Below are 12813 nucleotides of genomic sequence, written 5' to 3'. Positions count from 1 at the left end.
TAAAGCAACAAAAAAGGCTGAACTCCAAAAAAGGAATTCAGCCTTAACCCAAAATCTACAAACACGGGATTTGATTATTTCACCTCCCAAATATCATTTGTCATCAGCAACTCATTGAAGTTGTGATACTTCTTCTTTCCTTTTACTTCTTCTATCTGTGCATCAACAGCTTCATTATAGGTAGGAGCATCAACATCACGGATAACACCAAGCGCAACAGGGAAGTCGGGACCTTCCATCAAAGCCAACTTCAACTGCAACGTATTATCCTGACAATGAGCATCATGAATAAGAATATCTTTTTCGGTAACCCCATTCTCGCCCAGCTTCACCACCTTTAAGCCAAAGCCTTCTTGCATCAAGCCAAATTCATGACTCTCTCCAAACAGCATAGGTTTACCATGTTCCAGATAAATTGTATTCTTGGCACGGCCTTCTTTGGTATAGATGGCATCGTAAGCACCATTATTAAAGATAACACAATTCTGAAGAATCTCGCAAACAGCAGCCCCCTTATGTTGAGCCGCAGCTTTCAAAATGGCAACTGTACCCGGAGCATCTGTCGCAACGGTACGAGCAAAGAAACGACCACGAGCGCCGAAACAAAGTTCTGCCGGATGGAACGGATCTTCAACAGTGCCATAAGGAGAAGACTTACTAACAAATCCACGAGGAGAAGTCGGCGAATACTGGCCTTTTGTCAAACCATAAATACGGTTATTCAAAAGAATCATGTTAATATCAATATTACGACGGATAGCATGGATATAGTGATTACCACCGATAGCCAAACCATCGCCATCGCCTGAGACTTGCCATACTGTGATGTCAGGACGTACAACTTTAAATCCCGTAGAGATAGAAGCTGCACGACCATGAATAGTCTGCATAGCGTAAGTATTCATATAATAAGGTAAACGGCTTGAGCAACCGATTCCTGAGATTACAGCTGTATTATAAGGAGCAATACCTAACTCAGCCATTGCTTTGTGCAGTGATGCCAAAAAGAAATGGTCACCACACCCCGGACACCAACGAGGCTGTCCTTTTTTAAAATCAGTAATTGTATATTCACTCATAGTATGCGTCTTCTTTTAGATGGATAAAATTTTGTTGAATGCAGTAACCAGTTCATGAATCTGGAAAGGCTGACCTTTCACTTCATTATACTGATAAGGTACAAAACCGTCAATCTTCATACGTAAATAACCTGCAAACTGACCAAGATTCTGTTCTGCAACAACAACCTTCTTATAACGTTTCAACACCTCAGCTGTGTTCTTTGGCAACGGATTAATATACTTGAACTGTACCAAAGCAACTTTCTTCCCTTCTTTTTGCATTTCAGACATAGCTGAATACAAATGGCCGTAAGTACTGCCAAAGCCGACAATCAACAGATCGGCATCCTTATCTCCAACCACTTCCAGATCAGGAACCTGAATATGAGCGACCTTCTCTGCACGAAGATGACACATCTTATTATGATTCTCCGCGTCGGTAGAAATAGCGCCGGTATCACTATCTTTCTCCAAGCCTCCTAATATATGAGTATAACCTTCCTGACCGGGAACAGCCCAGTAACGAACAAATGTTTCAGGATTGCGCATATACGGAGTATAGTGTCCTGCCTGTTCCGGCTTAACATAAGGAGGTTCAATAGCCGGATATTTGGAGATATCGGGCAAACGCCAAGCACTTGAACCGTTACCGATAAAGCCATCCGTCAATAAAATGACCGGTGTCATGTGTTCCAACGCTATTTTACAAGCCATATAAGCAGCATCAAAACAATCCGTTGGAGAAGTAGCCGCAATCACAGGCATTGGAGACTCACCGTTGCGTCCGTAAAGAGCTTGTAAAAGGTCTGTCTGTTCTGACTTGGTGGGAAGGCCGGTAGAAGGGCCTCCGCGTTGAACATCAATAATTACCAAAGGTAACTCTGTGATAACAGCCAAATTCATTGCTTCCGACTTTAAGCATATACCCGGGCCGGAAGTAGAAGTAACAGCTAAAGCTCCACCAAAAGACGCGCCAACAGAAGAGGCGCAACCTGAAATCTCATCCTCGCACTGAACAGTTGTAATGCCTAATGATTTATGCTTAGCCAACTCGTGAAGAATATCAGTGGCAGGAGTAATGGGATAAGAACCCAAATACAGTCTTAATCCGGCACGTTCAGCAGCAGCAATCAATCCATAAGCCGTTGCTTTATTACCGCTAATATCCATATATTTACCGGGAGCTTTTGTTTTCGATTCTATTTTATAGGTATGATCGACAGATGCATGTGTGTTATGCCCATAATCATAACCGGCATAAATCACCTTGATATTAGCTTCTGCAACTTCCGGTTTCTTTGCGAATTTCTCACGAAGGAACTTAGCCGCAATCTCTAAATCGCGATTAAACAGCCAACAAACTAAACCTAAAGCAAACATGTTACGACATTTCAAGACAGACTTATTATCCATTCCCGAATCTGCCAAACAGTCTTTTACCATCTGGGTGATAGGAGCAGCAATAACATCCTGCTTAATACCCATTTCCTCAATAGGATTATCTGTCTTAAACTCGGCTTTCTTTAAATCAGCCTCTTTAAAACTGTCTGTATCAATAATGATACAAGCTGTAGATTTAGCAAATTTGTACTGCGTCTTTAAGGCTGCAGCATTCATTGCTACTAAGACATCACATTGATCACCTGGTGTGTAAACCTTTCCTGCACCTACATGAATCTGAAACCCAGACACTCCATTCAAAGAACCTTGTGGAGCGCGAATATCCGCAGGATAATCCGGGAATGTACTGATGTCATTACCAACCGTTGCCGAAACATTCGAAAAAATGTTTCCCGCAAGTTGCATACCGTCACCTGAATCGCCTGAGAAACGGACAACAACATGGTCCAATTCCTTGACAATCATTTCATCTGCCATATCAAAATATTTAAGGTTATAATGAGTTAATTATTCGTAGCAACAAAGTTCGCAAAGTTTAAAGACATTCCCAAAAGAAATTCAATTTTTATTCTTTTAATAATACGTTAAAAGAAGGAATTAACTTTTATAATCTATCAGAATGTGAAAGAAAGAAGAAAAGAAAGAGCTCTGCCAACATAAACCACGCGGCAATAGAGACTATCTCTTTATGGTTAGCAGGCTATAGCAACAAAATAACCCCTATTATATATACCAGCATATAATGATGTTTTAGGCGCAATCAATTTTATAAGAAATAAGCCAACTGATTCATTGCAAATCAGTTGGCTTATCTTTATTAGAAATATCCTAAATTAATTGAACTTATACTTTAAACCTATAAGTACGTGCCAAGTCTGACCTGTATTTACGTAATACTTATTAAAAGTATCTGTAGGATAAGCATCGCCTACCTTATTAAACGAATAAGTTGGCTGACCGGCATTGTTCTTGCCTTCATACTTCAAAGGACTAACTGTATTTGTTCCAAAACTTGTTTGGTAACAAGAGAACTTCTGAACTCCCCACTTAGAGTTTAACATATTCAACACGTTAGTGAAACTGCAACTTAACTCGAACGAATGTTTAGTTTTACCGATATTGAATGTAAAGTCCTCAGACAAACGAAGATCAAGCTTATGGACCCAAGGAGAGCGAGCAGCATTAGCTTCTGCGTATTCTCCTTTATGACTGCTCAAATACTTATCCTGCTCAACGAACTTCCAGAATGCAGAGCGATCAGCTTCAGATGTAAAGTTCAACTCCGTCTCATTCTTAGGAATATACATCAAATCCGCACTATTGCCATCACCATTCATATCATTAGAATAAATGTAGCTATATCCATTAGGAGAATATGCAGTATAAATAGCATTAATATGTAAGCCATCACCATGGAAAAACTTGAATGGTACAAAGTAGCCGACATTGAACAATAACTTATCAGGAATAACATACTGTGAACGCTGCAAGCCTGTAAATTCAGCACCACTTACAGTATAAAGCCCTGTATAAGTAGAATTTGCGGCAGAACCTGGCATACCAGTAATTTCCTTAGACTCTGTCTTGGTATAAGATAGCATCAAGTTCAAGTTCTGAGTTGGTTGTGCTTTCAAAGTAATATTAGCATTCCAGCCATACCCTTTCTTTGTATTAGTCATTACATACGCAGAAGATGATCCGTAAGTATAACTACCAACACCTTTATAGTCAATACGGTCATCAACACCACTGAATCTTGAATTTGCAACAGCTGAAGTATTGATATTCCAATCAGAAACCATTGTACCATAAATAGTCTTATTATACATAAACTCACCAGTTACAGTCAATGGGAAAGATACCGGAATCTGATAATCAACAGCAATAGAAGATTTCCAAATTTGCGGCATCTTGAAGTCCGGGTCAACAGCAGAGATATATGCATTAGATCCCAGAGATGTACTTGTTGGATCGTATGCTGTAGGTAAGCCTAAGATTCTGATCATTTCGTCTGTGTTTGTTACAATCTTACCTCCAGAAACGAGTTTACTTAAAGTTTTTCTTTGAGCTTCTGTATATACAACTTCACCATTGCTTATTTTTGAGCTATAGTCTCCTTTTAAAACGGAACCCTGGATAGTACCACTATATTGTGGCATATTAGTGAAAAATACTAATGGCAAACGGCCCATGAACAAACCGGAACCTCCACGGATGACCAAACTCTTATCACCACGTACATCCCAATTAAAACCTACACGTGGAGAAACTTGAGGATGAGTAGAAGGATATTTACCTGTATCAATAAAACGACCGCCCAAATTATAGTTTGCAATAGCTGTATTAGTAGTCAAATCCGAATCATCGAAAACCAAAGCATCCACACGAACACCATAATTCAATTTGAATTTTGGAGTAATATTCCAATCATCTTGAGCATAAAAGCCAAACTGATTATAAGTAACAACACCTGCAGGTTTAGGATTACCATCATAACCATAAGTCAAAGCGAAACTCAAAGGAAGATTACCATTCAAGAAATCCTGATAATTAGCGAAACGATAATAACCAGTACCATTACGCATATAAGAATTAGTCGCTGTCATGTACTCATAAAGAGCACCAGCAGTAACCTTATGGTTACCTACATAGTAAGTGAAGTTATCAGTAACGTTTGTAGTCTTATTTGTCACACCATTATTATAAGAAAATAATTCATGACCAAAAGACATATAAGGAATAAAATTACCGCTACTATAATCACCAGACATAATATCAACGTGAGGGAACAAAGCTGAATTTGAACCACGCTGATCATCAATGTTTGTATGAGTTACAATCAACTGGTTAGAAATTTTGTCAGTGAAACGGCTGTTCAATTCACCTGCAAATGAAGTAACATTATTTTTCTGACTGTACATATTATTAGAGAATGCAGTCGATATCTCACTTGCACGGTTATACCCACGATTACGATAGTTATCATCGCAAGAGTTACCGTTCGGAGAATACCAAACTTCATTGATGGTTTTATTAAAACGAACAGCTAATTTATGTCTATCAGTGATATTCCAATCAATACGAGCCAAATACTTCGTGTTTGTATTACCTCCCGGATAGTTATCCCATGCACCTGGATCATAACCATAATCATTAATCAATTTATCTTTAACCTGCTGAAGAATAGCAACCTTGTCTGAAGAAGGACGATACTGAATTACATCTTGTGGCTCATCATTCTTCTCGAAGTTAGCAAAGAAGAATAACTTATTCTTAATAATAGGGCCACCTAAAGTGAAACCATAAGTCTTCTGAGACTCTTCTGTACGTTTACCATCATCTCCATTCAAGCTTATGCCATTAATCTTGTTACCACGAAGATTCTGATCATAATAATAGCCATAAACTGTACCTTTAAATGTATTCGTACCGGATTTAGTAACAGCATTGATACCACCACCTACGAAGTTAGATTGACGAACGTCATAAGGAGCAACAACAATCTGCATTTCCTCAATAGCATCAATAGAAATAGGAGTACCACCTCCAGGAAGGGCAGAACTCAAACCAAAGTTATTGTTAAAGTTAGCACCATCAACAGTGAAATTTGTAGAACGTCCGTCACCACCGGCAAAGCTCATTCCGTTCGAATAAGGAGAAAGCTTTGCCAAATCAGAAATACTACGATTAACAGTAGGCATATTAATAATGTCGTTGTTCGAGACATTGGTAGACGCACCTGTCTTCACATTATTGAACTTAGAAGTCGTACCAATAACCACAACCTCATCCAACACTTCTGAAGATTCTTTTAATGTAGTATTCAAATTGAAAATCTCACCAAGTGATAAGTTAACGTCAGGATAGTTTACCGTTTGATAACCAATAAAGGAAATCTCAACAGTGTAAGGGCCGCCCGTACGCATACCTTGGATAGTGTAGAGTCCATCCATATTGGTAACAGTTCCATAATGTGTACCAGAAGGCGTATGTGTAGCCTGAACCGTTGCGCCAATAATGGCTTCTCCATTTGCATCAACAACTTTACCGCTCAGTGTAGAGGTAGTAATCTGTGCGTTGACACTTGCAGCAATCATCATTAAAACGATTGCCAAGAAAGATCGCATTCTTTTTAACATAGGTCTCAATAATTAATTAAAATTTAGAATTTTCTATTCATAAGACATCACAAATGTAATAAAATCTAAAGAGATATTTGTTACTTTAATGTAAAAAAGAGTCGGAAAGAAGAAAATTCTTCTTGTCCGACTCATTGTTAGCACTTCTTCTATTGTAAAATTCTCAAATAAAAGAAAAGATTAATATTCTTGCGAACATATCCATAAAAAGAACTACCTTTGCGAAGTAAATATTTTATTCACTAACGGCCTCGTAGTTCAACGGATAGAATAGAAGTTTCCTAAACTTTAGATAGCAGTTCGATTCTGCTCGGGGCTACTACCACATCTCCGTAGTTTTCAATTTATACCTATTTAAATAATAGCGGTGTAAACATGGACAAATATATTCTCCAGTTTCTCCAAATATGTCCTCCATCCGATTCATAATAAGTATACTTATATCCGTTAGCATCAAGCAACTTACGATAATCGACATTATTTTGATATAAGAAGTCTTTATTGCCTATGCCAATCCAATATAACGCAGGTTTCTTAGCGAATTGTATTTTCAATTTGCCTTCCATATCCTCATAAACCGGAGAAGCTGCATCTTTACGCGGATTAATCGCTGCTGAGAACAAACCAACATAATTAAACATATCCGGATAATATTTAGAGATATGAAGCGAATGGAATCCACCCATAGAAAGTCCGGCAATTGCCCTGTTTGCTTTATTGTTAATAACACGATAATGCTTCTCTATATACTTGATAATATCTGGGAATGATTCCTCAAAAGAGCCTTGCATAAATACTTTACTTGACTCTGATTTATCAGCAGGAGCAAATCCCGGAGCACCTTCTTGGTCGGCATTGCCGTTCGGCATCACAACTATCATTGGTTTTACCTTCCCTTGAGCTATCAAGTTATCAAGTATCTGAGATGTACGTCCTAATGTCATCCATGCTTCCTCGTCTCCACCAGCGCCATGAAGCAAATAAAATACAGGATACTTCTTTCCGCTATCCTCATAACCGGCAGGAGTGTAAACAGTCATACGACGCTTCATTTTCAACGTTGGACTATCGTACCAAACTTTAGACACCGTCCCATGAGGCACTTCATTTACCTCGTATAAATCTCCTTTTCCTCCTCTGATAAAGAAGATATTACTCAGTGTTGCTACGTCTCGATTCACATTTATATTGGCAGGATCCAAAACTTTCAAATTGTCCACAATAAAAGCGTAACTATAAAGCTCTGAATTTAATGGCTGTGGAGTAGTATATTCCCAGATGCCATTTTCTTTTTCTGTCAAATCTGCAATACCAGAAGTTTCAGCTTCTCCCCTTGGAGTTTGAACAATACGCGGAGGAAGAAAATCTCCGGTAACCTGAACACGGATAGCTTTCGGTGCTTTTAAGCGAAAAGTAACTGTATTGTCTGCATGAATTTCCGGGGAAACAACCGGTGCTCTGTCCCATAATGCTTGCTGAGCAAAGGAGACCATACTCATAAACAATGTAACTACACAAAATAATGTTCTTTTCATAATTAGTAATATATTAGTATTTAACTTTTACCTCAGGCATTCTAACCTTCAGCATATTCTTTACTTGCTGTGGAATATCGGTACAAAGCAAATCTGCGCCTAACGCAATACCCAATATGGTGTCTTCAACTTTTGTCCCGGGCCATAGACTAACTGTTAAACCTTCCTTATGAGCTTTAACAACCGCATCGCGTGATGTTCCTCCTAAAGTAACACCCATACGCTTTATTCCTAACGTTTTACAAACCTCTATAGTCTGATCGCAACATGGATTACCCGATATATACAACAAAGCCATATCTGGGTGATGCTGACGCATATATCTTAACGGACGATAATCAAAAGAAGTCATAGAAAAATCAGCATCTTCCGGCATCTTTGCTTTAATGGCCTTATAAACTTTCTCGCAATACTCAGGGATCCTATCATCCGGATAGAGATTTGTTTCACTGGTTTTCATTTCAAACTCAACATATAAGTTGGGCTTATCTTTCAAAAAATCTAATAACTCATCAAGGAACAATAGTTTATGCCCCTTTTTAGTTACCACTTTTTTCAACTCTGCCGTTTCCATCTCCTCAATGATACCTTCGGAAGTTGTCATTCTCTGCAATGAATTATCATGAGAGATGATAAGATTTCCATCTTTGGTCATGCGAACATCTGTTTCAAATCCATTAATTCCGGCTGTATATGTTGCTTGAAACGCAGACAAGGTATTTTCGTCTTGTTCCGCACGACCGGCACGATGGGCAAAGACACGAGTAACATGCTCTTGAGCCAAAACTAATCCGGAAGAGCATAAAGCAAAAGCAAAAAAGATAAATCTAAGGTATGACTTTTTCATGTTATTTATTATACTGCTAGCCTTTCTTGATTCTTTTTCAAGGCTAAAAATATGAAAAATCATCTACATAAACTAATTTTTGTTCTTTTTCTTTTTAATTTATTTATATCAGAATATATACTTAATAAAAAAGATTGTATCTTTGAAAAAATATGTAAATCAAAACAAATGGAAAACACCGTCAGACAAATGCCTAAAGGTCGTTTAGCTTCCCTCGACATTCTCCGAGGATTTGATCTTTTCATGTTAGTTTGCTTTGAGCCAATTTTTTCTGCTTGGGCAAGGGCCTATGACAATCCAACATTAGAACCTATTTTATACCAGTTCAGTCATGAACCATGGGAAGGATTCCGCTGTTGGGATATGGTAATGCCACTCTTCCTCTTTATGGCCGGAGCATCCATGCCTTTCTCTCTGGCAAAATTTGCGAATAATCACAAAGCCCTTTGGAAAAAAGTCTTCCGTCGTTTCATTATATTATTTATATTAGGTATGATTTGTCAGGGAAATCTTCTGGGATTTGATCCAAACGATATACACATATATGTCAACACATTACAATCTATAGCTGCCGGCTATCTGATTACGGCATTTATTCTAGCCTATTGCAAAGGAATGAGAAAGCAGATTATTGCTACAGCTGCTCTTCTAATTATATATTGGATTCCGATGACATTCTGTGGAGATTGGACTCCTACGGGAAACTTTGCATATAAAGTTGATCAGGCTATGATGGGACGCTTCTGCGGCGATCCGAATTATACATGGATATGGAGTAGCTTAACATTCGGAGTGACAGTCATGCTGGGCGCGTTTGCCGGACAGATTATGAAAAAAGCAAAAGAAGAAAAATTAAGAGCAGCCCGTACTTTGTTTATAGTAGGAGTCGGGTTAATTGTAGCTGCCTTATTATGGAGCTTACAAATGCCTATCATCAAGCATATCTGGACTTGTAGTATGTGCCTGTTTGCAGGAGGAATCAGTTTTTTGTTAATGGCTTTATTCTATTTTGTCATTGACTATCTGGGTATTCGCAAAGGCTTAAATTGGTTAAAGTTTTATGGCATGAATTCCATTGTTGCCTATTTCGTAGGAGAGAAAATTAACTTCCGATCCGCATTCGAATCTCTCGGCTATGGCATGCGACAATACTTGGGTGACACTTATTATCCCGTCTGGATTACCTTTGGAAATTATATGATTATATTCCTAATTCTTTGGTTTATGTATCGCCAACGTATTTTCATTAAAATCTGAATTAATAATAAATGAATAATATAATATGAATTCTTCGAAAGAAAAAAAAATCGCCGCAGCTCAATTGCCAAAGCGATTGCAATCACTGGATGCCTTACGAGGCTTTGATATGTTTTTCATCATGGGAGGCGCCGCCCTCATCGCTTCATTAGCTAATATATGGCCAACCTCTTTCTTTCAGGCTTTAGCCGATCAGATGGAACATGTTGAATGGCATGGATTTCATCATCATGACACTATCTTCCCTCTGTTTCTCTTCATAGCCGGAATTTCATTTCCTTTTTCTTACGCCAAACAACAACTGCAAGGGAAAAGCAGAAAAGACATCTATAAAAAGATTATCAAAAGAGGCATCATATTAATCATTTTAGGTATTATATACAATGGCATACTAAGCACGTTTGATTTCGCTCATGCACGATATGCCAGCGTTTTAGCCCGAATCGGATTGGGTTGGATGTTCGCTGCCCTGATTTATATCAATTCGAAGACAAAAGCTCGCATTGGAATAGTTGCCATTATCCTGATAGGCTATTATTTAGTCAGCCTGATAGCTTCCCCCGATGCGCCGGCCGGAGCAGACAGCTTCTCACACGACGGTTGCTTGGAAGGCTACTTAGACAGGATGATTCTTCCCAGTTGCCCACTTGAAGGAGGCATGCTCGACCCCGAAGGAGTACTTAGTACTATTCCTGCTATTGCTACTGCTCTTTTAGGTATGTTGACCGGAGAATGGGTTCGTCGAAAAGATGTAACAGATAATAAGAAAGTACTTTATATGGTCGCTGCCGGAATCATCATGTTGATCGTCGGTCTTGCATGGAGCACAATATTCCCTATTAATAAAAAGTTATGGACCAGTACCTTTGTCCTTGTTGTCGGCGCGTATTCCATCCTAATGTTCGCCTTATTCTATTATATCATAGATGTACGCAATTTACGCAAATGGAGTTTTCCTTTCATCGTTATCGGAATGAATCCTATTACTATATATTTGGCGCAGCAATTCATCAACTTCCAATACACTTCGAATCAGCTAACCAACGGACTCGTCCGACAGTTCTCAGAGATACTCCAACCTACCTTGAAAGATATATGCTATATTACTGTATGTTGGCTCTTCTTATACTTTTTATATAGAAAACGCATCTTCTTAAAAGTATAACACTAACTATTAATGTAAAAAATCATATCGAGCCTAACGAGAAGGCAAAACATCCTTGCGGCATATTTAAACGATGTTTTCTTCTTTTCGTTAGGTTCTTTAAATTTATCATCAAGAGACTAAGAAAAGTGATTCATATAAGTTGTTCAATTCATACAGATGATTCTTATGTTTCACCTATGTGAAACAAGTGTATCACATCTGTGAAACAAGTGAATCACTTATGTGAAACAAGTGAATCACTTATGTGAAACGATTAAATCACTTATATAAAACAAATAATTTTTCTGATGAATATAGAAACTCAACCATATTCTCTTTCCCCATTTGTATGCACGGGAATAGTAACTGTCCATGATCGGTTTCTAAAAAGACTGTGTGCTCTTCTAAAAAGAAGTAATCTATACTTGTAGGAAATACCATTGAAGATATAAATCAATACATCTCATTTTAAGTTTCTTCCTCTCGAACTGGAGTATTTCGATATCCTTTTTTGAGCAGAAAAATACAATTTTTCTTCTTTTTGATAGAATAATTAAAAAAAAGGTCTATATTTGCTTACAAAATGAATTTTATCAAATTATGGAAAAGATTGACAACCTTGACCGAAAGATCTTGGAAATTATTACTTTAAACGCACGCATCCCTTTTAAGGACGTAGCTGCGGAATGTGGTGTATCACGAGCTGCCATCCATCAACGCGTTCAACGCTTGATTGATTTGGGTGTCATTGTTGGTTCCGGTTATATCGTTAATCCAAAGAGTTTAGGATATCGCACATGCACTTATGTAGGCATCAAACTTGAAAGAGGATCCATGTATAAAGAAGTCGTAAAACAATTAATGAAGATTCCAGAAATCGTTGAATGCCACTTCACAACAGGTCCCTATACAATGCTTACTAAATTATATTCTCACGATAATGAACACCTTATGGATCTTTTAAACTCTAAGATTCAAGAAATACCCGGTGTTACATCTACAGAGACTCTAATTTCTCTTGATCAGAGTATAAAGCGTGAGATTCCCATCTCGAATGAAGATGCCGACGTGAATGGAAACGCTAAATAATATTCATTTCGACGGTCTTATTATAGGGATTTGCACTTTTCTAATGATTGGGATTTTTCACCCTATCGTGGTAAAGAGCGAGTATTATTTTGGAGTAAAATGCTGGTGGGTCTTCCTGCTTTTGGGAATTGTTGGCATTATTTCATGCCTGCTTATTAAAGATATTTTGCTATCCACACTTATTGGCGTATTTTCTTTTTCCTGTTTTTGGAGTATACTCGAAGTATTTGAACAAAGGAAACGAGTTTTGAGAGGCTGGTTTCCAATGAATCCAAAACGTAAAGACGATTATAAGTAAAATACAAATTTTCTGCGTATCTTTGTTTTATCTATAAAA

Annotated in this window: 9 protein-coding genes and 1 tRNA gene; 5 read left to right on the top strand and 5 right to left on the bottom strand. The window is 38.0% G+C overall.

All coding sequences use genetic code 11. The features are described 5' to 3' along the window. Positions 1–74: 74 nt before the first annotated feature. The 3 genes from LO761_RS06715 to LO761_RS06705 form a co-directional block, all read right to left on the bottom strand. Complete coding sequence (locus LO761_RS06715) at positions 75–1079, bottom strand: 2-oxoacid:ferredoxin oxidoreductase subunit beta (RefSeq protein ID WP_272817515.1); 1005 nt, start codon at positions 1077–1079, stop codon at positions 75–77. Positions 1080–1094: 15 nt separating this feature from the next. Beyond that, a complete protein-coding gene (locus LO761_RS06710) occupies positions 1095–2939 on the bottom strand; it encodes a 2-oxoacid:acceptor oxidoreductase subunit alpha (RefSeq protein ID WP_272817514.1) in 1845 nt (614 codons plus the stop codon). A 356-nt stretch (positions 2940–3295) separates the two neighbouring features. Next, positions 3296–6601, bottom strand: a complete 3306-nt coding sequence (locus LO761_RS06705) for a TonB-dependent receptor plug domain-containing protein (protein ID WP_272817513.1) — start codon at positions 6599–6601, stop codon at positions 3296–3298. Positions 6602–6848: 247 nt separating this feature from the next. On the opposite strand from LO761_RS06705, the gene LO761_RS06700 reads away from it, so the two are divergent. After that, a tRNA-Arg gene (locus tag LO761_RS06700) sits at positions 6849–6920 on the top strand. 31 nt (positions 6921–6951) lie between these two features. On the opposite strand, the gene LO761_RS06695 is transcribed toward LO761_RS06700, so the two are convergent. Both LO761_RS06695 and LO761_RS06690 read right to left on the bottom strand, forming a co-directional pair. Next, positions 6952–8136: an esterase gene (locus LO761_RS06695; RefSeq protein WP_272817512.1), complete on the bottom strand. Its 1185-nt coding sequence runs from the start codon at positions 8134–8136 to the stop codon at positions 6952–6954. 13 nt (positions 8137–8149) lie between these two features. Beyond that, complete coding sequence (locus tag LO761_RS06690) at positions 8150–8983, bottom strand: glycerophosphodiester phosphodiesterase (protein ID WP_272817511.1); 834 nt, start codon at positions 8981–8983, stop codon at positions 8150–8152. 168 nt (positions 8984–9151) lie between these two features. On the opposite strand from LO761_RS06690, the gene LO761_RS06685 reads away from it, so the two are divergent. The 4 genes from LO761_RS06685 (at position 9152) to LO761_RS06670 (ending at position 12774) form a co-directional block, all read left to right on the top strand. Then, positions 9152–10240, top strand: coding sequence for an acyltransferase family protein (locus tag LO761_RS06685; RefSeq protein ID WP_272817510.1), 1089 nt, complete (start codon positions 9152–9154; stop codon positions 10238–10240). A 25-nt stretch (positions 10241–10265) separates the two neighbouring features. Then, positions 10266–11405 (top strand): acyltransferase family protein, encoded by a 1140-nt coding sequence (locus LO761_RS06680; RefSeq protein WP_272817509.1) that lies wholly within the window; start codon positions 10266–10268, stop codon positions 11403–11405. A 582-nt stretch (positions 11406–11987) separates the two neighbouring features. Next, complete coding sequence (locus LO761_RS06675) at positions 11988–12476, top strand: Lrp/AsnC family transcriptional regulator (RefSeq protein ID WP_272817508.1); 489 nt, start codon at positions 11988–11990, stop codon at positions 12474–12476. After that, the gene (locus tag LO761_RS06670) at positions 12460–12774 is read left to right on the top strand and encodes a DUF4491 family protein (RefSeq protein ID WP_272817507.1); all 315 of its coding nucleotides are present in this window, start codon (positions 12460–12462) and stop codon (positions 12772–12774) included. Before LO761_RS06675 ends, LO761_RS06670 begins: the two co-directional genes overlap by 17 nt. Positions 12775–12813: the final 39 nt, after the last annotated feature.

Origin of the sequence: Phocaeicola oris (assembly GCF_021295095.1) — a bacterium.
In the GTDB taxonomy this organism is placed as follows: domain Bacteria; phylum Bacteroidota; class Bacteroidia; order Bacteroidales; family Bacteroidaceae; genus Phocaeicola; species Phocaeicola oris.
The sequence above is the reverse complement of the archived record's forward strand: the minus strand, read 5'-3'. Positions and strand labels throughout refer to the sequence as shown.

Coding starts and splice junctions, on each gene's coding strand:
- LO761_RS06715 (WP_272817515.1), bottom strand. CDS start 1,079: ATGAGTGAATATACAATTACTGATTTTAAAAAAGGACAGCCTCGTTGG.
- LO761_RS06710 (WP_272817514.1), bottom strand. CDS start 2,939: ATGGCAGATGAAATGATTGTCAAGGAATTGGACCATGTTGTTGTCCGT.
- LO761_RS06705 (WP_272817513.1), bottom strand. CDS start 6,601: ATGTTAAAAAGAATGCGATCTTTCTTGGCAATCGTTTTAATGATGATT.
- LO761_RS06695 (WP_272817512.1), bottom strand. CDS start 8,136: ATGAAAAGAACATTATTTTGTGTAGTTACATTGTTTATGAGTATGGTC.
- LO761_RS06690 (WP_272817511.1), bottom strand. CDS start 8,983: ATGAAAAAGTCATACCTTAGATTTATCTTTTTTGCTTTTGCTTTATGC.
- LO761_RS06685 (WP_272817510.1), top strand. CDS start 9,152: ATGGAAAACACCGTCAGACAAATGCCTAAAGGTCGTTTAGCTTCCCTC.
- LO761_RS06680 (WP_272817509.1), top strand. CDS start 10,266: ATGAATTCTTCGAAAGAAAAAAAAATCGCCGCAGCTCAATTGCCAAAG.
- LO761_RS06675 (WP_272817508.1), top strand. CDS start 11,988: ATGGAAAAGATTGACAACCTTGACCGAAAGATCTTGGAAATTATTACT.
- LO761_RS06670 (WP_272817507.1), top strand. CDS start 12,460: ATGGAAACGCTAAATAATATTCATTTCGACGGTCTTATTATAGGGATT.